The organism is Cylindrospermum stagnale PCC 7417 (genome assembly GCF_000317535.1).
Lineage (GTDB): Bacteria > Cyanobacteriota > Cyanobacteriia > Cyanobacteriales > Nostocaceae > Cylindrospermum > Cylindrospermum stagnale.
The window spans coordinates 5,016,777-5,041,608 of sequence record NC_019757.1; the positions used below are offsets into that span (position 1 = coordinate 5,016,777).

General features: G+C 41.1%; 21 protein-coding genes. 15 read left to right on the forward strand and 6 right to left on the reverse strand.

Annotation, left to right across the window (positions count from 1 at the left end; genetic code table 11):
- Positions 1 to 4 precede the first annotated feature (4 nt).
- Positions 5 to 556: a hypothetical protein gene (locus CYLST_RS33585; RefSeq protein WP_015209749.1), complete on the reverse strand. Its 552-nt coding sequence runs from the start codon at positions 554 to 556 to the stop codon at positions 5 to 7.
- 237 nt (positions 557 to 793) lie between these two features.
- Positions 794 to 3,007: a phosphoketolase family protein gene (locus CYLST_RS20965; RefSeq protein WP_015209750.1), complete on the reverse strand. Its 2,214-nt coding sequence runs from the start codon at positions 3,005 to 3,007 to the stop codon at positions 794 to 796.
- Positions 3,008 to 3,197: 190 nt separating this feature from the next.
- On the opposite strand from CYLST_RS20965, the gene CYLST_RS20970 reads away from it, so the two are divergent.
- The 5 genes from CYLST_RS20970 to CYLST_RS20990 all read left to right on the forward strand — a co-directional run bounded on the left by CYLST_RS20970 (position 3,198) and on the right by CYLST_RS20990 (position 10,782).
- A complete protein-coding gene (locus CYLST_RS20970) occupies positions 3,198 to 4,535 on the forward strand; it encodes a cytochrome P450 (RefSeq protein ID WP_015209751.1) in 1,338 nt (445 codons plus the stop codon).
- 100 nt (positions 4,536 to 4,635) lie between these two features.
- Positions 4,636 to 5,379, forward strand: coding sequence for an LmeA family phospholipid-binding protein (locus CYLST_RS20975; protein WP_015209752.1), 744 nt, complete (start codon positions 4,636 to 4,638; stop codon positions 5,377 to 5,379).
- 331 nt (positions 5,380 to 5,710) lie between these two features.
- A complete protein-coding gene (gene crtO, locus CYLST_RS20980; RefSeq protein ID WP_281172829.1) occupies positions 5,711 to 7,414 on the forward strand; it encodes a beta-carotene ketolase CrtO in 1,704 nt (567 codons plus the stop codon).
- A gap of 178 nt (positions 7,415 to 7,592) precedes the next feature.
- Positions 7,593 to 9,149, forward strand: a complete 1,557-nt coding sequence (locus CYLST_RS20985; protein ID WP_015209754.1) for an HNH endonuclease family protein — start codon at positions 7,593 to 7,595, stop codon at positions 9,147 to 9,149.
- A 517-nt stretch (positions 9,150 to 9,666) separates the two neighbouring features.
- Positions 9,667 to 10,782 (forward strand): saccharopine dehydrogenase family protein, encoded by a 1,116-nt coding sequence (locus CYLST_RS20990; protein ID WP_015209755.1) that lies wholly within the window; start codon positions 9,667 to 9,669, stop codon positions 10,780 to 10,782.
- Between the two features lie 292 nt (positions 10,783 to 11,074).
- On the opposite strand, the gene CYLST_RS20995 is transcribed toward CYLST_RS20990, so the two are convergent.
- The gene (locus tag CYLST_RS20995) at positions 11,075 to 12,373 is read right to left on the reverse strand and encodes a cation:proton antiporter (protein ID WP_015209756.1); all 1,299 of its coding nucleotides are present in this window, start codon (positions 12,371 to 12,373) and stop codon (positions 11,075 to 11,077) included.
- A gap of 152 nt (positions 12,374 to 12,525) precedes the next feature.
- On the opposite strand from CYLST_RS20995, the gene CYLST_RS21000 reads away from it, so the two are divergent.
- The 4 genes from CYLST_RS21000 to CYLST_RS21015 all read left to right on the forward strand — a co-directional run bounded on the left by CYLST_RS21000 (position 12,526) and on the right by CYLST_RS21015 (position 16,807).
- Positions 12,526 to 13,893, forward strand: coding sequence for a cytochrome P450 (locus tag CYLST_RS21000; protein WP_015209757.1), 1,368 nt, complete (start codon positions 12,526 to 12,528; stop codon positions 13,891 to 13,893).
- A 347-nt stretch (positions 13,894 to 14,240) separates the two neighbouring features.
- Positions 14,241 to 14,408 (forward strand): hypothetical protein, encoded by a 168-nt coding sequence (locus tag CYLST_RS34720; RefSeq protein ID WP_015209758.1) that lies wholly within the window; start codon positions 14,241 to 14,243, stop codon positions 14,406 to 14,408.
- A gap of 148 nt (positions 14,409 to 14,556) precedes the next feature.
- Positions 14,557 to 16,638, forward strand: a complete 2,082-nt coding sequence (locus CYLST_RS32420) for an amidohydrolase (protein ID WP_015209759.1) — start codon at positions 14,557 to 14,559, stop codon at positions 16,636 to 16,638.
- Positions 16,595 to 16,807: a hypothetical protein gene (locus CYLST_RS21015; protein WP_245587413.1), complete on the forward strand. Its 213-nt coding sequence runs from the start codon at positions 16,595 to 16,597 to the stop codon at positions 16,805 to 16,807. Before CYLST_RS32420 ends, CYLST_RS21015 begins: the two co-directional genes overlap by 44 nt.
- A 102-nt stretch (positions 16,808 to 16,909) precedes the next feature.
- Here CYLST_RS21015 and CYLST_RS21020 read toward each other — a convergent pair whose 3' ends face one another.
- Positions 16,910 to 18,265 (reverse strand): (Fe-S)-binding protein, encoded by a 1,356-nt coding sequence (locus CYLST_RS21020; RefSeq protein WP_015209760.1) that lies wholly within the window; start codon positions 18,263 to 18,265, stop codon positions 16,910 to 16,912.
- A 102-nt stretch (positions 18,266 to 18,367) separates the two neighbouring features.
- A complete protein-coding gene (locus CYLST_RS21025) occupies positions 18,368 to 19,654 on the reverse strand; it encodes an FAD-binding oxidoreductase (RefSeq protein WP_015209761.1) in 1,287 nt (428 codons plus the stop codon).
- Positions 19,655 to 20,004: 350 nt separating this feature from the next.
- Here CYLST_RS21025 and CYLST_RS21030 point away from each other — a divergent pair, with 350 nt between their 5' ends.
- The 6 genes from CYLST_RS21030 to CYLST_RS21055 all read left to right on the forward strand — a co-directional run bounded on the left by CYLST_RS21030 (position 20,005) and on the right by CYLST_RS21055 (position 24,391).
- Entirely contained in the window at positions 20,005 to 20,232 is a 228-nt protein-coding gene (locus CYLST_RS21030; RefSeq protein ID WP_015209762.1) for a hypothetical protein, read from the forward strand.
- A 4-nt stretch (positions 20,233 to 20,236) separates the two neighbouring features.
- Entirely contained in the window at positions 20,237 to 20,494 is a 258-nt protein-coding gene (locus CYLST_RS21035; RefSeq protein WP_015209763.1) for a hypothetical protein, read from the forward strand.
- 25 nt (positions 20,495 to 20,519) lie between these two features.
- A complete protein-coding gene (locus CYLST_RS21040; protein ID WP_015209764.1) occupies positions 20,520 to 21,113 on the forward strand; it encodes a Uma2 family endonuclease in 594 nt (197 codons plus the stop codon).
- 343 nt (positions 21,114 to 21,456) lie between these two features.
- Positions 21,457 to 22,176 (forward strand): hypothetical protein, encoded by a 720-nt coding sequence (locus CYLST_RS21045; protein ID WP_015209765.1) that lies wholly within the window; start codon positions 21,457 to 21,459, stop codon positions 22,174 to 22,176.
- Between the two features lie 156 nt (positions 22,177 to 22,332).
- Positions 22,333 to 23,100, forward strand: a complete 768-nt coding sequence (locus tag CYLST_RS21050) for a DUF1350 family protein (protein ID WP_015209766.1) — start codon at positions 22,333 to 22,335, stop codon at positions 23,098 to 23,100.
- Between the two features lie 154 nt (positions 23,101 to 23,254).
- On the forward strand, positions 23,255 to 24,391 hold the full coding sequence (locus tag CYLST_RS21055; protein WP_015209767.1) for a PP2C family protein-serine/threonine phosphatase: 1,137 nt from the start codon (positions 23,255 to 23,257) through the stop codon (positions 24,389 to 24,391).
- Here CYLST_RS21055 and CYLST_RS21060 read toward each other — a convergent pair whose 3' ends face one another.
- Positions 24,392 to 24,718, reverse strand: a complete 327-nt coding sequence (locus CYLST_RS21060; RefSeq protein WP_015209768.1) for an STAS domain-containing protein — start codon at positions 24,716 to 24,718, stop codon at positions 24,392 to 24,394. It lies immediately after the preceding gene.
- Between the last annotated feature and the right edge of the window lie 114 nt (positions 24,719 to 24,832).

Consider the following 24,832-nt stretch of genomic DNA (forward strand, 5'->3'; position numbering starts at 1 on the left):
GGAGTTATTCGGGCATCCATGACCAACTCAAGGGATTGAGAGCAGATTTTTCGCGAATAATAGTCCCCAAAAATGGAATATTCCCAACCTGAGAAATGCGGTCACGCACATATTCAAAAAAGCTGATTCCCAACTTACGAGTAGTGGCAACAAGAGACATAAAAGTATCCCTTGCCTGAGTACCCTCAAGAGTCTGAGTTGCATAACTTATATTACGCCGTTGTACCATCGTCCGAGCAGCTAACTCCGCTGGATTATTGTGCAAAGGTAATTCAGGATGCTCTAAAACATAGAGCAATTCCGAAATTTTCAGGCGCGTTAATCGTTTTCGCTCATCCAACTGTTCATAACCACTGTCTGTGGAAAAAAGGTTATTTTCGTCCCGCAGGTGTTGATTCTCTGATTCTAAGCCTTTTACTTTTAATTGTAATTGCTCTATTAGGTTCAGTAATACCTCTACTGTCTGACGCATGGATTCGTCTGCAATCCCTTTTGGCTCGATGGTTTGCAGCAAATCGCATACTGATTTTTCATTTGAAATAAGCTTTTGCGTCATATTGCATATTTTATGACACTGTGTGTGCATCGCTTCACTTATTTTCTTCTGCAACCCCTACTTATTGAGCCGATACCTTAAAAGCGCACCCAATAATCTGCTCCGTAATCCCATTCAACTCCAATCTGCGTCCATCAGCGTTCATCAGCGTTCTCCCAATAAAAAAAATCAGCAAATGTACGCAAGCAAACGCAAAATTATCCGCGTTTATCTGCGTACATCTGCGGTTAAAAATCCTTAATGCACCAACTCAATAGCCCGCTTAGTCAACGCATCAGCCGTCAAACCATTGAAGGCCATGAGTTCCCCAGCACTGGCGGTAGTTTCACCGCGTTTCCAAGCGAAGGTATCGCGCTTGCTATTACTGCGTAACATGATTGGTTCTAACATCGCCGCAGCACCACCTGTAACACCAATTAAGGCATCTCCACCAAACAATTGCTCAAAATCGGCATCACTCAAGAAACCGCCGTCTGGTTCAGAACAAGTTTCCCATGCGGTATCATCAGGACGATACAACCGGCGAGGATTGATGATCGAAACAATCTTCACACCAATACCTTCAGCTTCTAAGAAAGAAGCAGCTTCAAATGCGGGAATCAGTGTTAAATCACCAATTACCGCCAACACAACCTTCTTCTTACCAGCGACTTCATGCAATAGCACTGCACCATCACGCAAGCCTTTATGAGTTTGGGCAAAAGTTGTGCGAATTGGCAGAGGTGACTTACTTGCAGTAATCACAATTCCCTTATTCTTAGTTTTCAATGCCCAGTCATAACAGACTTGAATACTGTTAGCATCAGGAGGGAATAATGGGAAGACATTTCCATTTCGCATCAACGCTGCAAAATAAGCTTCAATTTCTGGTCTTTGGTGAGTCCAACCGTTACGCCCTTGCTCTAATGCCCCTGCTGTATATAATGTAATAGTTGAGGGAGTTGGACGGCGCAATTCTGCCATTGATTGGGTGACTGTTTGCCAAATTGGTAAACCGTTGATGGCAAAAGATTCATAAGAACACCATAATGTTCTCGCACCCATTAAGGATAAACCAGCAGCTAAACCTGCACAAGCATCTTCGCTTAAAGGTTCATAAACTTGTCCCCCTGGTGCTTGGTTATATAAGTCGTCGATTGTCGGGTGGATAATCTTTAATGCTTGGTTAATGTTGGCAATTCCTGATGCTTCGTTACCGTCGGCGTTGGTGACGAGGAAATTTTCATCTTTCTTACCAACTATTCCCACTAATCTTCCCATTGCTGTTGTGGAAACATGGGGTATAGGCCCAACGGGATATTCTTCTAATGGCAATTCCCCTAATTCTGGTAATGGGAATTCAAATTCTGTTACTACTGTTTTTGCTGCTGGTCCACCGCCGGCACGTTCGGCATTTGTTCGCACTATTTGCCAAGCTTCTGCTGATAAAGCACGGGTTTGCAAAGCACTGACGATATGGGGAGCATCGAGGGTATCTTTAGGGTAAAGGTTGTGAGATTTTGCACCTTTAGCGTGGACGCCTGCACCTTTGAGTTGTTTAATAATAAATACGGTAAGTTGGCCGCTGAGTGCCGATCGCGCAGCTTTATCTACACCGACAAGTATTGCTTTGGTAAATTCTAGGCGTTTCTCGAAGGAAAAGACGGTACTATCAACGTAATCTCCTGGTTGATCTTGATCGTCAAATTCTTTGGCATCCACTAAGATAACTTCGTCAAAACCGTTACCTTTCCAGTAGGCTGTCATCTGTTCGTTGGTTTTCAGAGATACCATGCTGTGGTGTTCTTGGCTGTAACCGTTCCATACCAGCACTGGTAAAAAGTTGGTGACGCTGGGGTAAGCTGTATGGAAATGGGCGATCGCACTCACGATATAAGGTTCACCCAATCCACCATCCCCAACGGTGAAGGGAAACAGCTTATCTTGATGCAGCAGTGCAGCAGACATGGCAAAGTGCTGTCCTTGTCCCAAAGGCCCCGCAGGTGCTAAGATGCCGGGGATATAACCGGAGAGATGCCCTAACAAACCGTGTTTTTCTCGGAAGCGATCGCGCAATTGTTGGACTGTCAGAATTCCCATATCCTCCAAAGAACAATCTAGGAACATCGCACTATAAAAACCGGGGGCGTGGTGTCCAACTTCCGTGATAATGTTTTTATATCCCAGCATCACCAGAGAGGCATAAGCTTCTGCTTGGCTAGCGAAACCGCCAGGATGTCCAGAAGCCTTACTAGCAGTAACTTGTAGCGTTAGGTAGCGCAGGGCATCGGCAGCGAGTACAGTTTGATAAACGGCTGCTGGATCTGTGGGGGATGCGATCGCCACTTTCCCCGACTCAATAGCAGGATTTGCACCATAAATTTTAAAATCAGGTAATGCTTCCCCAAAATATTGAATTCCTTCGCAAAAATCGGGAAGTGCTGAAGACGCCTTAGCGCTGATTGCTGTCATGCTGAATACCTTATAAAATGAGGGAAAACTGTAGATGCTCGATTAACTTAACAAAAATTTTACATCTTTCAGGTTGTAACAGTTTATTGCTTTTTTACAACATCAGGATAAGCAGTTTAAATCTGAACTCAAAAATTTATGATGACAGTTAGTTTGACTGATAATAAAAGCAAAACAGCAACCAGAACTTATGAAACTTCCCCCAGGGCCACAGACTCCAGCTTTGTTACAGCAGTTACAGTGGATTTTTAAATCTGTAGAATTTCTGGATGAATGTGGTAAACACTATGGTGATGTCTTCACTGTACAGGTGTTCGACTCCAAAAAAATCGTGTTTTTTAGTAATCCCCAGGCAATTCAGGCAATTTATACAGACGCCGCTAAACAGTTTGAGTCTGGTAGAGAAAACGGAATTTTTAGTCCAGTAGTGGGGGATAGCTCTGTAATTTTACTAGATGGCGATCGCCACCAACGTCAGCGGCAAATCCTCTTACCGCCATTTCACGGCGAACGTATGCGTAACTATGGAAAGCTAATTTTTGATATTAGCCAGGAAGTAACTAATGAATGGGTTATCGGTAAACCCTTCTCCATTCGTCCATACATGCAAGAAATTACCCTCGAAGTTATTTTGCGAGCTGTATTTGGCATTCAGAAAGGAGAGCGTTTTCAACAACTCAAAAGCCTTTTAAAAAAGTTACTGCTGTCCATATCTTCGCCGTCATACTCTGTGATATTTTTCCTACCAGCACTGCAACGTGATTTAGGTGCTTGGAGTCCCTGGGGGAACTTTTTACGTCAGCGCCAGCAAATTGATCGCTTAATTTATGCAGAGATTTCCGAACGGCGGCAGCAATTTGACAAATCAGGAACAGATATCCTGAGCTTGTTGATGGCAGCGCGTGATGTTGATGGCGAACCTCTCACAGATATAGAATTACGGGACGAATTAATTACACTCCTGCTAGCAGGTGCAGAAAACACAGTTTCAGCACTGGAATGGGCGTTTTATTGGATTCATCAGCAGCCACAAGTCTATCAATCCCTAATGGAAGAGTTGAATCAAGCAGATGATTCAGAACCAAGTGAATTAGCCAAACTCCCATATCTGACAGCTATTTGTCAGGAGACTTTAAGAATTTATCCAATTGCCTTAGTTTCCTTACCTCGAATTGTGACCTTGCCAATAGATTTGATGGGCTATCAATTGGAGGCTGGCACCTTACTATATGCCTGTATTTATTTAGTTCATCGTCGTGAAGATATCTATCCAGAACACCAAAAATTTATTCCAGAACGATTTTTACAACGTAAATTTTTACCTTATGAATATATGCCTTTTGGGGGGGGCAATCGTGGTTGCATTGGCTCCGCTTTCGTATTATTTGAAATGAAGATAGTGCTGGCAAGTATTTTATCACGCTGGCAACTTTCACTTACTAATCATCTTCCACAGCGTCCCATACGTCGTGGTATCACCACAGCAACCGCCAGTGATGTGAAAATGATCGCTACGTCCAAATTTTAATATTTATTCTACCCAAATGCTTATATCCTAATGCAGATACTTTCTCCATCTTCAAGGTTTATATTAACCAATGATAGGATGCTAGGAGAACCGTAAATTCATGCCCAATCAGCAAAAATTAGAGGAGCAATTAATCTCACAGGTAGCCGAAAAGACGGTATCCAACGAACTAGACGAAATAGAACACATAGATATAAATGTCCAAACCGATATCGGGAAGATGGTTCAGGGACAGGTTGATGGAGTTTCCCTAGCAGGAAAGGGATTAGTAATTCAAGAACACAACCTTAGAGTACAGGAAATAAAACTGCAAACAAACAGCATTGCTATCAATCCTCTAAGCGCTCTTTTTGGTCAAATTAAACTCACTGAACCAGTAAATGCCGTTGCTCAAATCGTCCTCACAGAAGCAGATATAAACCACGCCTTAACCTCAGAGCTTAGTTTCAGCTTAGTCAAAAGCTTAGAATTAAATGTAGATAGTGAAATTGTGAGTTTTGAACCACAACAAACCCAGGTAATTTTGGCTGGTGAGGGCAAAATAGAAGTTAGGGGAAAGGTGCTGATTAAAGAAAAACAAAATACTCGCCCTTTAGGTTATCAAGCGATAATATATCCCCAGACTCAATCCCAACCACCAATGCTAAAAAGTTTTCAATGCACCGAAGGAGAAGGGGTTTCAGTAGAATTAATTCTAGCTGCTGTGCAGAAAGTCAAAGAGCTACTAAACTTACCATATTTTGAGTGGGATGACATAGCATTTAAAATCAAAGAGATGGAAGTACAAAAGGGTATTTTAAAAGTTATAGTAGATGCTAACGTCAGGCAAATACCCTCAATGTGAGTTTTGCTTTGTGGGGAGTACCTTAAATATTAATTACTGTTTATCTTCTCCCTTAACTTCCTATCCTGTGGCTTCTGCTCTTTGGTACGCAGTTCGTTAAATAGGTATTCTGAGAATGTCCAAGCAGTATAATCTAACTTTAGCAGCCCTAAATCATCCATTTATCATCAAAAAAGAGCGCAAAAGCTGGGTATGTAAGGTGAAAATTACCGAAAACCTATATTGGGTAATATCCCCAAATAAATTTAGGAAAACGCTAATTTTTATACCTAACGAATGACATTAAATTTTCCACAGCTTTCTAATATCATCAAATAAATCTAAGTCTACAATTACAACTATGCAAGAGTATGATGTGGTCATTATCGGCGCAGGACATAACGGGCTAGTATGTGCTGCTTATTTACTGAAAGCTGGCTATAGCGTCTTGCTACTAGAAAAGCGTTCTGTCCCCGGTGGTGCAGCGACAACAGAAGAATGTATCCCAAAAGAAGCACCAGGATTTAAATTTAACCTCTGTGCCATTGACCATGAATTTATTCACTTGGGGCCAGTCGTCGAAGAATTAGAACTGACAAAATACGGCTTAGAATATCTAGAATGTGATCCAGTTGTTTTTTGTCCCCATCCTGATGGCAAGTATTTTTTGGCGCATAAGTCCTTAGAAAAAACTTGTGCTGAAATTGCCCGTTACAGTGAGCGAGACGCTCAAAAATATGCCGAATTTACAGACTACTGGCAACGGGCACTGGGGGCAATGATTCCCATGTTTAATGCACCGCCAAAGTCAATTATAGATATTTTTGGTAACTACGATGTCAAAAAACTGAAAGATTTATTTTCAGTCATTGGTTCCCCATCAAAAACGCTGGACTTTATTCGCAACATGATGACCAGCTCCGAAGATTTACTTAACGAGTGGTTTGATTCGGAATTTCTCAAAGCACCATTAGCAAGATTATCCTCAGAACTTGGTGCGCCACCTTCACAAAAAACCATTGCCATTGGTGCAATTATGATGGCAATGCGTCATAACCCTGGTATGGCTAGACCTCGTGGTGGTACAGGTGCATTAGTGCAAGCATTAGTGAAGTTAGTCACAAGTAAAGGTGGCGTTATCCTCACAGACCAGCACGTGGATAAAATCTTAATTGATGATGGAAAAGCCGTGGGTGTAAGAGTTGCTGGTAATACAGAATATCGTGCTAAATACGGCGTGATTTCTAATATTGATGCCCAGCGGTTATTTTTACAAATGACCGAAAAAAGCGACATTGACGCAGTAGATCCTGATTTATGGGAAAGATTAGAACGCCGCATCGTCAATAATAATGAAACTATTCTCAAGATAGATTTAGCTTTAGACGAACCGCTGCGCTTTCCCTTCCACGCGCACAAAGACGAATATCTTATTGGCTCGATCTTAATTGCAGATTCGGTGGCTCATGTAGAACAAGCTCATAGTAAATGTACTTTGGGAGAGATTCCCGATGCTGACCCATCGATGTATGTAGTCATGCCTAGTGCCCTTGACCCCACATTAGCACCACCAGGCAAACATACCCTATGGATTGAGTTTTTTGCCCCTTATCAAATCGCCGGTGCAGAAGGCACAGGTTTAAAAGGTACGGGTTGGACAGATGAATTGAAAAACAAAGTAGCAGACCGGGTAATTGATAAGTTGGCGACCTATTCACCAAATGTGAAAAAAGCAACTATCGCCCGTCGTGTAGAAAGTCCGGCAGAATTGGGCGAAAGATTAGGCGCACGTAAAGGGAATTATTACCATATTGATATGACCCTAGATCAAATGATTTTCTTCCGTCCCCTGCCAGAATTAGCGAACTACAAAACCCCCATTGAAAATTTATTTTTAACTGGTGCGGGAACTCATCCGGGTGGTTCGATTTCCGGAATGCCAGGTCGCAATTGTGCTAGGGTATTCTTGCAATCAAAGCATCCCATCACCCAAGGTTTAAGGGATGCAAGGGATTCAATTAAATCAACTGTCGGGTCTGTGTTTGGTATTAGTTAGGTATTTCTGTTTGGGTAAGTACTTTATAAGGTGTGCTTTGCCTAGCCTTGTTACATAGTGCTGGGCAAAGTACACTATTTGTTACAAAAAAAGTTAAAAACTTTACTAGATTTTTGTTTTAGATTATACTGCTATGACGTTTAATAACTAATTCAGTTTAAATTAAAAGGAAGCTAGAATGGCAAAAGTCAGTATGGATGCTTTGATTCCACGAGAAGCATTTGAAGTAAATAATCAGCTGAATCAAAATACAGGAACGTACACCACAACACTGCGTATAACAGACTTGGAGAAAAAAGAATTTTTCTTTGCAGATTTACGCAAGCCAGACTTTCAACGAGAAACTAATGACTGGGATGAAAAAAGAATATGTGAGTTTATCGAAAGTTTTCTTGAAGTGGATTTAATACCAGCCGTTATCCTATGGAAAGGTACCAGTAGTTATACTTTTATAATTGACGGTTCGCATAGACTGAGTGCTTTAGTAGCATGGATAAATGATGATTATGGCGATGGTGAAATCTCCCAGAAGTTTTATGAATATAAAATTCCAGAAGAACAGATTGATGCAGCAGATAAGACAAGAAAGTTAATTAATGGAAAAATAGGTTCTTATCAGGATTACCGCTTGTCTTTAACAGAAAGTCACAATGTTAATCCCAATATAGCTGCCAAGGCAAAACGTTTAGGAACTATTGCTATTCAAATCCAGTGGGTTGTAGGTGACTCATCTAAAGCAGCAGAATCATTTTTCAAGATCAATCAAAAGGCAGCACCCATAAACGAAACCGAGCTTCGTTTGTTAAGAGCTAGGAAAAAACCAAATGGGGTTGCTACTCGTGCAATTATCAGGAGTGGAAAGGGTCATAAGTACTGGTCAGGATTTTCTAATGATAAACAGGATAAAATTCAAGCAATTGCTAAAGAAATAAATGAAATATTTTTTAGTCCTAATTTTAGTAATACAATAAAAACTTTAGATGTGCCAATTGGTGGTAAAAATTATTCTTCACAAAGTTTAGCTTTAGTTTTAGAATTTGTAAATATAGTAAATAATGTAGAAGATGAAGATAACTTAGAGAAAGATGTGACTGGAGATGAAACACTCCAATTTTTAACAAAATCAAGAAAAGTCGCAAAAAGAATAAATAGTGATCATGCCTCCTCTTTAGGTCTACATCCAATTGTATATTTTTACAGTCCCGGAGGTCGTCATAAGCTTGGTGCATTTTATGGTGTTGTTGCCTTAATACTACATCTTGAAGCTAATAAGTCTTTTGCGAATTTCATCAAAGTTCGCTCTGATTTTGAATCAATAATTTGGCAGTACGAATACTTGATTACTCAAATAGTTACTAGGAAAAGAAGTGCGATAGATGGATCTAAATATGTGAAATTGTTCTATCTAAAAATAATTGATGAATTATTGCAAGGAACTCCTAATAACTTTGTTATCAGTAAAACCATAGCTGATCCAGATTTTAAACACTTAAAATTACAAGAAACAGATAGTACTGACAACGTTGAGAATCAAGATTTTTCACGAGCAACAAAGTCTGCTGTATTTATTAAAGAGGCGTTATCTCAAGCACTAAGATGTAAAATATGCCACGGCTATTTGCATAGTAATTCTATTCAAGTTGACCACATTCTCAGAAAGAGAGATGGTGGATCGGGTACTCAAGATAATGCTCAGTTAACTCATCCATACTGCAATTCAACTTTGAAAAACTAAAAATAAAATAATATATAATGTGGTTTAGGGTGTTGGATTTAACTGTTTTTTAATCTTGTCGTTAATTGCTAAATATGCCTGCTGAAACCGTTACTCTTCAAATTCCTGAAATCCTCTATCAGCTATCAGCGCTTGGTAAATACAGCCCATGCTACCCAGCGCCCACTAGAAGAAGTGAGGCTTCATGCTTTACAAGTTGGTAGTCCCCCTGCGTGGGATGATTGGCCGGGCTACAATTTTGCGTCTGCGAATGAATAACCCAGTCATAGTTGTTGAAGACGCTGGGTAATTAGCGGTTGGCATCCTCCTGCTGACTAATAGACATCTGGTGAAAAAGAATGTAGAGACGTGACATGTCACGTCTCTACAAGGGTTACAGATAACGCATATTTAATTTTCACCAGATGTCTAATGACCGATAATTCTTTCCTTCTGGTGAAGTAAGTCATACTTACTACTGATGGCAAACAGGACAATAAACTGGTCAAATAAAGGTGATGTTGCCCATACCAGAGTAATGACAGACCGGGTTTTGATTATTGGAGGACGGGGGCGAATTGGTAGCAGTGTGGCTCAGGATCTAGTCACCCATACCCAGGCACAAATTACCATCACTGGGCGTTCTCCAGAGACGGGACAGGCTGTGAATGTGTCATCGGGAGGGCGAGAACAGTTTCTGGTGTTGGATTTGGCGGAAGTTGACAAGCTGCGGGAGGCGATCGCAAATTCCGACTTAGTCATTCACTGCGCTGGGCCGTTTCACTACCGAGATACTAATGTTCTAGAACTCTGCATTGCCCAAGGCGTTAACTATGTAGATGTCAGCGATCACCGTTCCTATACCAGCAAAGCTCTTAACTATCATCAGCAAGCTGCCGCTGCTGGTGTAACCGCAATCATTAATACTGGCATTTTTCCCGGCATTTCCAACAGCATGGTACGTCAGGGCATCGAGCAATTTGATATCCCAGAAAAGATACATTTAAGTTATTTAGTTTCTGGTTCTGGCGGTGCTGGTATTACGGTGATGCGGACAACTTTTCTGGGGTTACAACATCCTTTTGAAGCTTGGATTAATGGTAATTGGCGGTTAATTAAACCTTACACCGACCGAGAAGCTATTAACTTTCCTTCCCCCTATGGACGCAATGGCGTTTACTGGTTTGATATGCCAGAAACTTTTACCCTGCCCCATGCCTTTCCATCAGTGAAAACTGTAATAACTAAATTTGGCTCTGTTCCTGATTTTTATAACCACCTAACTTGGATAGCAGCACATATATTTCCTAAATGGTTAATGCAGCGTCGTTACATGATTGAATTTTTGTCTCATGTCAGTCATTTAATGACCGATGTCACCAATAACTTTAGTGGTATTGGGGTAGCAGTACGTGCAGAAGTTACAGGACAAAAAAATGGCGAAACAGCCGTTTATTGTGCAACTGCGCTACATGAAAATACCGCCATCGCTTCAGGCTACGGCACAGGAAGCATCGCCCAATTATTGCTAGATGGCAAACTCAACAAACCAGGAGTTTTCCCTGTAGAAGAAGCATTGCCTACAAATTTATTTATTCAAGTAATGCAAAGCCGAGGAATTCAAATTAATCATAATTGGTTATCGCCATCTTAAATAATTAAAAATTAAAAGCTTGTAGTAAGGACTTTAGTCCTTAAACTAATTGGCTTGAGCGATGAATTGCTCTCTAAGAGGATGTCTGATTCGTATCAAAATTGATCGAGATCCCCCCAACCCCCTTTCCAAGGGGGGCAAAAAGATATGAAAGTGCCCCCATTCGGGAAGCCACTGCGTTGTTTTGGTTCCCAAAGTTGTAGCAAGTGGCGTGGATTTAGGAGGAGCTACGAGTGTTTAATTTATCAAAAACAACTGTTAAAATATTTTCTCAGTTGTTAATTAATTAGACCTATTTAAATTCATTAATTGTAGCAGCACGAGTAGGCTTTATCTGGTTGGCAATATTGCGTTCATACCAATTCATTAATGGAGTTGCACTAATGCCATGCACAATCACAGAAACTACAATAGTGGTGTAAGTTATCCAAGCAATTTGTTCACCAATTTCGCCTTTTAATCCGTGACCAAATGCATAGCCAAGATAATATAAAGAGCCAACACCGCGAATGCCAAACCAACCAAATAACCAGCGAGTTCCTGAATTTAAACTTCGGCGAGATGAATCAACAGGACGCTTACCAATCGTGCTGATCCAAACCCCTAGAGGTCGGATGACAAAGAATAACAAAACTATGACTAACAAAGATTGAGTTGCATATTTTAGCATTTGTGGCCATAATAATATTGACCCCAATAGCAAAATTGTCCCTACTTCTAGCAGCTTTTCCACTCGCTCAAGAAATTCCAATTGTGCCAAGGGCTGCTCTGGATTTTTGTAACTTTGTTGAACTACTAACCCAGCAACAAATACTGCCAGAAATCCATAGCCATTAATGATTTCTGTTAGAGAATAAGTAAGCAAAATCGCCCCAATAGCAATAAAATCTTCCATTAATTCATCAACAGAACGGCGTTTTTGAATTCTTTTATCAATCCAAACTACTGCTTTAGCGACAATAATTCCCATAACAATGCCAGATGCAATCGCCCAAATTAAATCAACTAACACCCATTGTTTAAACCAGTTATCCCAGTTATTATCTTTTAAAGCATAAAGACCAAAATAAACGAAAGGAAATGCTAGAGCATCATTTAACCCACCTTCAGAAGTTAAACCAAACCGCAACTCATCTTGATCATTTGTATCAGTCAGTTGCACTTCAGAAGCTAAAACTGGGTCGGTTGGGGCGAGAATTGCGCCTAATAAAATAGCCGCACCCCAATCCATTCCTAAAAATAATTTGCCCACAGCAGCCAAGCCAAAAATTGAAATTGGCATCAAAAACCCAATCAGCCGCACTGTGATATCCCAAACAGCTAAGTTTAGGGGCATAACTATCTTTAACCCGCAGCTAAATACAGAAATAATCACCACAAATTCCGTTAGGCGCTCCAAAAACTCAGCATTAAATACTTCATCACGACGCAATTCAATCAGCCCTAAGCCATAGGGACCTAAAAAAATACCAACCACTAGATAGATGAGGGCAAAGGAAAGAGGTAAACGCGAAATCCAGCCTGAACCTAATGTTACTCCCAGCAAGAGTAGACCAATGACAAGTAAGTCAATAATATAGATATCTACCATGGCGGATTGTATAAAAAATAGGCTGTACTTTGCCAGTTTAGTTGTGATTTCTTTTAGTGTAGATAACCTATAGATAGATTTTATAAAAATAATTTCTATTCGTTTCTCGATTTGTTAACTTAGTGAGAAAAGAACTAATAGGAATTTTGGTCATGCAACTCCCAGCTATTCCACAAAGTTCAAAATTTATACAGCGAATTCAGTGGGTTTTTAATCCTTTGCAACTGATGGAAACCTCTGCAAGGGTGCATGGAGAATGTTTTGCATTATGCCTGACTAGCGAGCAGCCAATAGTATTGTTTAGCAATCCCCAAGCAATTCAGGAAATTTTTACCGCTTCACTAGAAACTTTTGATGCTGGTAAGTCAAACCAAATTATCAAACCTTTGTTGGGTGAAAAGTCGTTACTTTTGCTAGATGGCGTCTCTCACCAAAGCCAGCGGCGGTTGTTAACGCCGCCTTTTCATGGAGAGCGGATGAAAGCTTACGGTCAAACTATTGCTAATATCACCAATCAAGTCATCAGCAATTGGAAAATAGGTACACCTTTTTCTGTCCGTTCGGCGATGCAAGAAATCTCTCTGAAGGTAATTTTACAAACTGTGTTTGGTCTGCATGAAGGAGAGCGGTTTGCACAATTGGAAGAACGACTGCGTTCTTTGCTAAATTTATCTGCTTCTCCAATGCGTGCAAGTATGTTGTTTTTCTCCGCATTACAAGTAGATTTGGGCGCGTGGAGTCCTTGGGGAAAATTTTTGCGTCAAAAACAGCAAATTGAAAAACTGCTGGATCTGGAAATTCAGGAACGCAGAGATCATCCTGATGCATCTCGCAACGATATCCTTTCTTTAATGTTGTCAGCACGGGACGAAAAGGGCGAACCGATGACTAATGAAGAGTTGCGCGATGAGTTGATGACTCTGTTAGTTGCCGGTCATGAAACTACCGCTTCAGCTTTAACATGGGCATTGTACTGGATTCATCGCTTGCCAGAAGTGCGGGAAAAACTGCTGGCTGAGTTAGATAATTTTGGTGATAATGCAGATTTGTCTGAATTTGCTCGTTTGCCTTATCTTACAGCAGTCTGCCAAGAGACGCTACGCATTTATCCTATCGCGATGATTACGTCACCTCGTATTGTCAAAACACCGATGAAAATCAGTGGTTATGAATTTCAACCGGGGATAATGCTTGCGCCTTGTATCTATTTAACCCATCGCCGCCCGGATTTATATCCAGAACCGCAACAGTTTAAACCAGAGCGTTTTTTAGAACGGCAGTTTTCACAGTATGAATATATCCCCTTTGGTGGGGGGAATCGTCGTTGTTTGGGTATGGCGTTTGCTATGTTTGAAATGAAGCTGGTTTTAGCTACGGTGTTGTCAAATTTGGAGTTTGCGTTGGTTGATAATATACCTGTTAAGCCTATCCGCCGGGGTGTGACTTTAGCGCCTTCTGGGGGTAAGTGGTTGGTTGCAACCCGTCAGCGGCAAAGGGTGGGGATTCCGGTTGGGGTGTAGTTTAAGATGGAAATAGCGATGGCGAAGCGCCCGCTGGAAGCGATCGCATTTTTATTCATTGCTACAGCACTTCACAAGTGAATAAAGTACACATCTCAATATTATAAATCTTGTGGGGTGGGCCGGACAGCCCCTGTGTAACTCACTCAGATGAAATATATAGTCTCCAGCAGTGGACACGGATTGAGCAGGAGCTTTCTCTCAGTAATTACCCTTTGTGACAGTTAAGGGTGCGTAATGTGGGGTACAATTATTTGGTACTGAATCAAAATAATGCAAAGATAAAAAATCCCTTAGTGCTAACCGAGGAATTTTTAATTGCTTAAAGCAAGGAAAAACAATCAAAAATGACGCCAAATCTTTACCAAGTTGTTCTGGCAAATTTTCTTGGTGTCAGTGTTCGGGCGCTAGAGCGTTACGTACAGCAGGGGCGTGTTAGCGTCAAATACGAGAAGGGCAAAACTAGACCTACTGCCAACTTTGACTCTGTAGATCTAGAAGCGTTTAAGCTTTAATTGGGACGCCAAAAATAAGGTTTTTCGGCGTTTTTCCGTTCAAAGAGCAATTTTATTTTTGTAACCCTTCCTTAGCAAGGCTTTTAGACATTACGTGGCGGCTCATATCACACTCGCTACTTTTACCCTAATTAAGAGGAAAAATTAAATGGCTAATTTGTCTAACTATACTAGCTATAATGGCTGTGGCTGCAACTCTTTCATAGGTGATATCCTAGAAAGAGCGGGTCACAACTTGTTACAGTATCGGAACTTTCTCAAGTTATCGATGGGATCTAATGAACTGCTAGATACCAGTAATAGCTTTGCTGCCACTGCGAGTAGCATTGCTGCTTCAGAAGAGACACCTGCTACTGATACCCCAAGTCAGGATAACACCGTACCAGATAAAAACTACCCTGCTGATACTATCTACTTTGGAGGATCTATTCTCACCATGGTCGCAGACGAAGACCGGGTGGAAGCACTGGCCGTGAAAGCAGGCAAAATTGTAGCAGCTGGATCAGAAACAGAAGTGATGAAACTGAAAGGTTACAACACTGGGATGGTGGATCTCAAGGGCAAATGCCTCATGCCTGGCTTTATCGATCCCCACTCCCATGTGACGATGCAGTCAGCTAAGTTCTTCACCGTCAATCTCGATCCCGCTCCCATCGGCACGGTGCAATCTATTATTCAAAAAGACGGAGAAAGGCCAGAATTCAGTATTCAGGGACAGCTAAGGAAATATATTGAAGAAAAGAAGCCTGCTCTCGGCACCTTAATTATTGGCTGGGGCTACGATGACACCTACTCTAAGGAAAAGAGACATCCTTGCAAAGAGGAGTTAGATGCTATCTCCACGGATTATCCCATCCTGCTGGTGCATATTTCCAATCATCTATGTGCCTGCAACACTACACTGTTAGAATTGGCTAAGATAAATGAATCTACCGAAGATCCTGCCGGTGGCGTGATCCGACGGAAAGAGGGTACTAACGAACCCAACGGAGTGTTAGAAGAAAAAGCAATGATGTTAGTTCTGCCTTACCTCCCAGCTGTCTCTCCTAATAATGCAATGAAGATGCTCGAAGAGGGGCTACAATATTATGCCGCAGCAGGCATCACTACTGCCCAAGATGGTGCTGCCAGCCTCGGTGGAAAAACTTTGCTAGAAGAAATGGATAAGGCAGGGAAACTGCCTATTGATGTGGTTAGCTATCTCTTATTCACAGGGGTAGATCAGGCTACCCTTAATCAAATTCCGGGAGTATATTCAAACACTCACAACCCCAGAAATCGCTTTCGCGTAGGTGGCGTGAAATTAGTGGTAGATGGCTCTATCCAAGGCCGTACAGCTTTTCTGACAGAACCTTACCTTAACTCCCCTGATACACCGATAATTGCTGACAAGTGTTCGGATCAAAAGACTGAGCAGATGTTTCTCAGTACCAAGATTGATATCAACACGACTGCCAATAGCCTGACAGAAGAAGAAGACAATAACAAAGGCTACTCCGGCTACCCCAATATGAAGCAAGAGGAGGTGACACAGTGGGTACGGGATTGCGATAGCAGAAATGTCCAAATACTCATTCATACCAATGGGGATGCGGCCACCGATTTTATGATCAACGCGATCAAGGATCTACGGAAGGTCGATTCATTGCGTGATCTACGAACTACTATCATCCATGCCCAAACTATTCGAGAAGATCAGCTTGACGAAGTTGTTAAGTATAATTTAATACCATCTTTCTTCCCGATCCATATTGCCTTTTGGGGCGATCGCCATAAAACGCTATTCCTTGGGGATGAGCGTGCAAAACGGATCAGCCCCGCTCGGTCGGCTCTAGATCGTGGTCTGAAAATCACCCTACATCATGATGCTCCCATTGCGGGAATCAGTATGTTGGCAGTGGCTTCAGCCTCAGTGAACAGGATGACCTACGATCAAGAAAATAAGCCTAACGAAGTGCTTGGTGAAGACCAGAAAATTACACCGTTTGAAGCTTTACGGGCTATTACTGCTGATGCCGCGTGGCAGTATTTTGAAGAAGACCATAAAGGCACTCTAGAGGTCGGTAAACGAGCAGACTTGGTAATACTATCGCAAGATCCTCTGGTAATAGGAAAAGAAAAGCCATTGGAAATGAAAGATATTGAGGTAGTTGCAACCATTAAAGACGGGCAGCCCATTTATTCACTTGAAGACAAAGCAAGAGTATCAGGTTTGGCAAGAAGGATTTGATCCCCAGGTAATTTTGGATGAGGAAATGTTTAGGCAAAAGTTAGATTACATACACAATAATCCGGTACAACGTGGTTATGTGGATGAGCCAATTTACTGGCGTTATTCTAGTTGTCGTAATTATATTGGGCAACCGGGGTTGTTGCAGGTGGAGTTGATTGATTTGTGAGTTGAGGCAGAGCCTCTCTAAGGCATTAAGAGTCGGAGACTGGGAACGAGAAAGTGTTTAGCCCCCTCTCTGCTTGCGGAGAGGGGGTTGGGGGTGAGGTTCTTAAATTTCTAACTTCACACCCCGAATCGAATAATCTAACAACTCCATCGGATGCAACACAGAAATTGCTTTACCCTGCAACTGCAAATGTTTAGTAATTTGCAACGTACAACCCGGATTTGCAGAAGTAATTAAATCAGCGCCAGTATTCAATAAATTCTGCACCTTTTGCTGACCTAATTCTTCAGCTACTTCTGGTTGCAGCATATTATAAACACCCGCACTACCACAACACAAAGCCGCATCTATTGGTTCTCTTAACTTCACTCCAGGAATTTGCCGCAACACCTGACGCGGTTGCACACTAATTTTTTGTCCATGCAATAAATGACAAGCATCTTGATAAACTAAGTTCAAAGGTTTATCAGTTAGCGGGGACAGTTTGGCAGTTAAACCAACAGTTGCTAAAAACTCTTGAGCATCTTTAACTTTAGCCGCAAATGCCTTGGCCTTTTCTCGATATTCTGGGTCATCTGCTAAAATGTGACCGTATTCTTTTAAAGTATGACCACAACCGGCAGCATTGATAATTACGAAATCTACATCTGTATCAGCAAAACTATCAATCATCTGCCTTGCTAAAGCTTTCGCTTGTTCCGTTTGTCCTTGGTGTTCAGGAAGTGCAGCACAACAACCTTGAGATTTAGGAATCACTACCTCACAACCATTTGCTGTTAATACCCGTACCGTTGCTTCATTCACAGGAGAGAAAAACAGCCTTTGCACACATCCCAAAATTACCCCAACTCGGTAGCGCTTCTCACCCTGCGCCCGAATCACATCAGGCAAATTATCTTGAAAAGATTTGAGCGTAATTTCTGGCAAAATTGATTCCATTGCTGCCAAACGGGGAGATACTTTTTTAAGTAAACCCGTAGCGCGAAATAATTTAGGAAATCCCAACTTTTGATAAACCAACAATGGAAACAAAAACAAGCGTAATAAGTCAGGGTTCGGAAACAAAGTAAATATTAATTGCCGCACTAACTTATCTGGCAAAGTGCGGGGATAATTCCGTTCTACTTGGTGACGAGTTGCGGAAATCAATTTGTCATACTGCACACCAGAAGGACAAGTTGAGACACAAGCAAGACACCCCAAACAAGAATCAAAATGTTGCACTGTTGCCGTATTCAGAGCAATTTCGCCCTCATTAATTGCATCCATTAAATAGATGCGTCCTCTAGGAGAATCCATCTCCTTACCCAACACCCGATAACTAGGACAAGTTGAGAGACAAAACCCACAATGCACACAACTATCAATCAACTTCGGGTCAGGTGGATTATTCCCATCAAACCCCTTCAAATTCTTCAAACTAGCAGTATTATTAACAGAATTTTCCGAAACTTGCATAAACTCTTTTTCTCCCCTCTTCTTTTGCGACGGCAGTCGCTACAACGGGGGGAACCCCCGCAAGGCGCTGCCTCTTCTTTGCGTCTTGGCGGTTATTTAAAATCAAATCCCACCCACAAACCGACCAGGACTTAAAATATTCTTGCCATCAAACTGTTCTTTAATGCGACGCATTACCGACAAACCATTGCCAGTGTATCCCCAAACATCTAACTTTTGTTTAACCGTAATTTGTGCTTCAAGAATTGTCAGAAAGCCGCGATGAGATTGACATAACTCACGCACTGCCAATACCTGATTTTGTTCTTGAAACTGCAAAAACCCCAAACCACTACTGATATGAATTAAACCTATTTCTACCTGAGTTAAAATATCCACGGCAGCAGTCGGTAATACTCCTATTTTGCAGGTAATGTCAGACTCTGTGCCAGAAGAATACATTCGTTGTTGCAATCTCTGCCATAGATTAGCTTCATCCCCTGCTGCATAAATTGCCCCATTTAAACCCAACTGTTGCCCCACTTGCAAAAGTCGGTTTGACTGTTCCTTAACACTCTCGCTAATGCTTTGGAAGCGAGCAATTAATCCCAATCCTGTACCCAAATCTAAATGAGAAACCAGTTTGTTTGATAGTAAATCAGCTTGGGTTGGTGTTAATGCCGAACCCCGCAGAGTCGCAGCAGCTTGGGATACAGCTTCTGCCGTGCCTGTCAACACCACTGTTGCTGATGTTTCTTGTAATGGATAAACTCTAAAAGTTACTTGACTGATAATGCCTAATGTGCCATAAGATCCTGTAAATAACTTCATCAAGTCGTATCCCGCAACATTTTTTACCACTCGCCCCCCGGCTTTGGCAATTTGTCCATCAGCACGCACAAAGGTAATGCCTAGTAGTTGGTCGCGCACACTACCATAACGCTGCCGCAGAGAACCTGTATCAGCTGTGGCGACAATGCCACCAATGGTTGCTGAATTGGGTAAAGCTGGGTCGAGGGCAAGAAATTGGCGAGATTCTGCCAAAATCGCTTGAAGATGAGCAAATTTCATCCCAGCTTCTACTGTGACAGTCAAATCACCAACGGCGTGTTCTATTAGTTGATTCATGTGTTCTGTGCTGACGACTATATCAACACCCTTAGCTAAACCACCCCAGCCGAGTTTGCTGCCGCTACCGCAAGGGAGAACACGCCAGTTATTACGGTTTGCTTCGGCAATGACTGCGGCTAGTTGTTCTTGGCTACGGGGATAGACGATACAACTGGGAGGGGAAAGTGAGGAAATAGTCTGCTGGATGCACTGTTGCTGACTGAGTTTGAGATTTTCCCAAGATAAAACAGCTTTTTCTTCGCTGACAATAGATGCAAGACTAGAAGCGATGGAATTCATCAGTTTATTTTTGACTTCTTATATCTAATTTACTGGTTAATCTGACCAAAGAAATATAGTATTACACAATACTGAGTGCTTTGGATACTAATTATGTTGAATGAATGTGTATTGTTAAAATCAAAAGCTTTATCTTCATTGATGATGAAATCTTGAACGATTCCCCAACTGAGGAAATAATCAAGTACATATATGAAAGACACACTCAATACAGTTTTGAATCTACCCTTGTAATGATTTTCTTGATAAGCTAATGAGAAATCTTAGCCTGGAAACTCAAAGTGGCTTTTCGTGAGACATTGCCTGAGATTTTGGGCAAAATAGAGGTAGTGGTATTCTGAGGCGACAAAATGACGGCACAAAGAAAAAAACAACGGACGCAACTAAATTTGGATTTGTCACCAGAACTTTACGAGACGTTAAACAATCTGGCGCAACAGATTAACGGAGACAATGCTGATGTATTGCTAAAAGCGATCGCACTCATGGAGTTAGCAGTCGAAGCCAAGCAGAATGGTAAGCATATCTGGATTGCAGACGAGAACCAAAAACTTGAGGCGGAAGTTGTTGGCATTTAGCAGCATGGCAAATGTAAAAGATTTATCCCAAATCATCGCCAACAAAGGCGACAAGCCGCTAGTTCTGTTACCAGTAAAATTACACACACAAGCAGACGCAGAACTTGAGTGCAAGCTGCGGGAACTCAAGGCTAAACAGGAACTGAGAAAAGATTGGATTTTATTTATTGTCAGGGATGTAGTAGTCTTTTCTGTCGCTATCCTTTTCATGTTTGCGGTAGGTGGCTACTCTCTATTCATCCAGATTAAAGCGCTATATTGATCATGTAGGAATCAATCACTTAGCTATGACTTTACAAACTTTAGATAAGATTATCACAACCCCAGAACAACGATTCCTCCTACCCGGTTATTACACTTGGGAAGAATTTGAGAAAATAGAAGCCTTAATGGCAGAATCACCAGGTTTACGGATAACTTATCTTGATGGGTGTGTAGAATTTATGACTCTTGGTGAACAACATGAAATTATTAAAACTATTTTGGCTATCTTGCTAGAAACTTTCTTTTTTGAAAAAGGTATAAACTTTATACCCGTAGGTAGTGCCACCCGTCGCGCCAAAGAAAAGGGTGCTTCTTTTGAACCTGATGAATCCTATTATATCGGCGAAAAGAAAGAAAATCCTGATTTAGCAATTGAAGTAAATATTACCAGTGGTAGCATTGATAAACTAGAGAAATACAAGCGCTTTAAAATTACCGAAGTCTGGTTTTGGGAAAATAATCAGTTATCTCTATATCGCCTCAAAAATGATAACTATGAGCAAATTACCCAAAGTGACTTGCTCCCAGCATTAGATGTATCTTTATTAGCTAGTTGTGTTTTAATGCCTTCCATAATTGAGGCTAGAACAGTATTTATTCAAGGAATTCGCCAGTAGTTAACCCAGATGATTGAAAGTTATTCTCAACCTAAGTGTTGCTACTAGATATTCTGCTGGCTACAATAGTTATCTAGCCCTGTCTCGACAGAGAACCTTTATTTGGTAATAATTTTAGAGGACAGGAGGTGCGGGTGATTTACGTCCACAGGCTACTTGATTGGCTGTCATCTCTCTCTAGAGTTAAGCTATGACCAGTTATCCAGGGTTAAAAGTAGCAGATTCTCCAAAAAATCAGTGCCTATCTGGAAAAAGCTGGGACAAAATGCCAGATTGAGTACAATTTCATAAAATTGATTGTTATATTGTATTAAATTACTGTTCTGGCAAGGATTGGGAAGCTGTGCGGGATGATTTACAAGGCTTGGAGATTAGTCAAAAGGAACTGCAACAATTGACTAATTTGCCTGTGAATAATGAATTGATTATAATTACTAATCCTCTCAAAAACTTTGGTAAAAGATTGCTGACAAAAATCAAAGGTACTGAAGGGGCTACTGTAGTTTTTATTGGATTTTCTACATTTGTTTTTACCTATCTGCTGTTTGAGGTAACTATCAAATTATTTGCTACTTGGATCACAATTCCGTCCTGGCTACTGTTAATTACATTTGGTTTTTGGGTTGGTGGTATTACACAAATAATATTATTTTTGATTTGGAAGAATAAAAGTAAATTTTTTAAATCTAATATCACAAATTCTCTGCGAATTCTCCTAAATGATGTTGAGAGATATAATGCTGTGATTAAAGCAATAGATATTAATGATCAAATAGAAGAAGCTGGCAACCCAGATGTGAGTATACAGGAAAGAGATAGAGTTATCGCTGCACTAAAACTCACTAGAGCCGATTTAATTCGCGCTTTAAGGACAGAAAAGATTTTGCGAGAAAATAAGACTTTTATTTTGAGTAATACAGAGCTATTTGTCAATAATTTAGCAGCTTTAACAACAATGCAAGTTAATGAGCAGGCGACTGAGCATGGAAGATTATTAAATGAGGCTTTGCAAATTGCAATAGATGTGCAATATGAAATGAGAAGGTTGCAAAGTCAGGGTTAAAATCAAAACTCCGGGTGGATGTGGGTTCAGGAAGCAGGAGAGAGGGATGACTGTTGACAAGCTGACCATCCTCAAAGGCTTTTTCGGTGATTTACCCCAGGGTTGCGATCCCCAGTCTAACATTAAAGTAGATGAATAAAGCGATCGCACATCGGTATGGACTGGAAAGAAATCAGAGGCAACTGGGTAGTCATTCCCCGAAATCCCATCGGTATAATCCATTTCTTAGGAGGTGCATTTGTCGCCACCGCACCCCACCTGACTTACCGCTGGTTACTAGAGCACTTGGCTAGCAAAGGGTATGTAATCATTGCTACCCCTTTTGTCAACACCTTAGATCATCAAGCGATCGCCAAATCTGTACTGCTAAACTTTGAGCGCACCAGAGAACGCCTACAGGATACTGGGGAATTACGCAAGCTTTACCTCCCGATTTACGGTGTCGGTCATAGTATGGGTTGCAAACTCCACTTGCTTATTGGTAGCTTCTTTGAAGTCGAACGTGCAGGTAATATTTTAATATCCTTCAATAACTACGCTGCCAAGGAAGCTATCCCTTTAGTAGAACAGTTAAATTCAACTTTGGCAATCGAGTTTACCCCCACGCCTTTAGAAACTAACCAGCTTGTGCAAGAAAAATATCAGATCCGGCGCAATTTATTAATAAAATTTAGCAATGATACCATCGACCAATCAGCAGTGTTAACCAAAATATTACAAGCACGCTTTCCTGAGATGGTGAGTGTGCAAACATTGCCTGGAAATCACACCACACCCTTAGGTCAAGACATTAAATGGCAACCAGGAGCATCTTTCACTGCCTTTGACGCTTTCGGGCAATGGTTCAAGCAAGAAGTCTACCGCGACTTGAACGGGCTAAAACGCGCTATGCTCTTGTGGCTGAATCCTCTCTCACCACCATAATCTTTGATGCCTCTCCTTTGGTCTTGAAGTCGCTGCCTTAATTGAGAATGGGTTAGTGGTATTGCTATACACATACTACCCACTCATTAGTCTTTACTGTTTTTTAAATTTTTATTTTTCCACTAAATATTAATTAACCTTTACCCCATTTTTTATGTTTCAAATCTTAGTAATTGATGATGACCGTTCCATACTAATACTTCTGAAAAGAATGTTGGAGAAACAAGGCTATGATGTAGTTGCCGCCAGTAACGGCGAAGAAGGAATTGCACAGGCGCTCTTCAGCCAGCCGGCACTAATTATCTGTGATTGGATTATGCCAGGGTTGAATGGTCTGGAAGTCTGCCATCGCATTAAGAACGACCCCAATTTATCCACCACATTCTTTATTTTATTAACATCTTTGGATTCGGTCGCTGATCGTGTCAAGGGATTAGATGCTGGAGCCGATGATTTTATCTCCAAACCCATCGAGCAAAATGAATTGCAAGCGCGGGTAAGAGCAGGATTACGCCTGCATCAGTTAAGTCGAGATTTACAAACCCAAAAGCTGTTGTTAGAAACAGAACTGGCAGAAGCAGCAGAATATGTGCGATCGCTTCTACCTCTGCCGATCACCGCACCCGTAGGCATTGATTCTCGATTTATTCCCTCACGACAACTTGGCGGTGATTGTTTTGATTACTACTGGCTAGATTCTGATTACCTGGCAATTTACTTGCTGGATACTGCCGGACATGGACTCAGAGCTACTCTTCCCTCTGTTTCAGTACTGAATCTACTTCGTTCTCGTGCGCTCAAAGGTCTGAATTACTATCAACCAAGTGATGTACTGGCAGCATTGAATGACACGTTCCAGATGAATTATCAAAATGACAAATACTTTACTATCTGGTACGGAGTTTATAACCGAGTCAATCGCCAATTAATTTATGCCAGTGCTGGTCACCCACCAGCAGTATTAGTATCTAGTAAATCTCCTAGCAGTACCGAAGTCCAACGCTTAAAAACTCCTGGTATGCCAGTTGGGATGTTTCCAGAAGCAAAATATGTTGATGGGTTTTGTCATATTGAAAAATTCAGTACTCTTTATATTTTTAGCGACGGTGCTTACGAAATTACTTTGGCAGATAGCACACTTTGGAGTCTGGATGCTTTTATTCAGCTACTAGTTAGCTTACAGCATCCCCTTGATTATCAACTCGATCATATACTGAGTAACCTAATCACTTTAAACTCCAAAGAGGCTTTTGATGATGATTTATCTATCCTTCAGATTAAATTTGATTAATTAATTTGCGGAGAGTAAAATCTTATTAAATGCATCTTGACTAGGAAATATTTCAAAGACTTTATCCATACTAGTCAATTCAAATAATATCCTAACTTGCTCATTAATTGAGCACAGGACTAGCTTGATATCTGCTGTGCGTAAAGTTTTAAAAGCTAACACCAGAGCACCTAAACCAGAACTATCCATAAATGTCACATCTTGACAATCAACTAACACAATTTTTACGCCAATTTCAATAATTTCTGTAATTTTTTGCCGAAATTCTTGTGAAGTGGTGGCGTTTAAATTTCCGCTGAGTTTAATAACTTTCACCTGCTGTCTCATAATAAGTCACTCTAATTAGCGTCAAGAATGTGCTGATTTCGCTAGTATATACCAATCACAAGACATTTCAAAAAGCTCACCAGATAAAAGTCAGGGATTATTCATGTACAAACC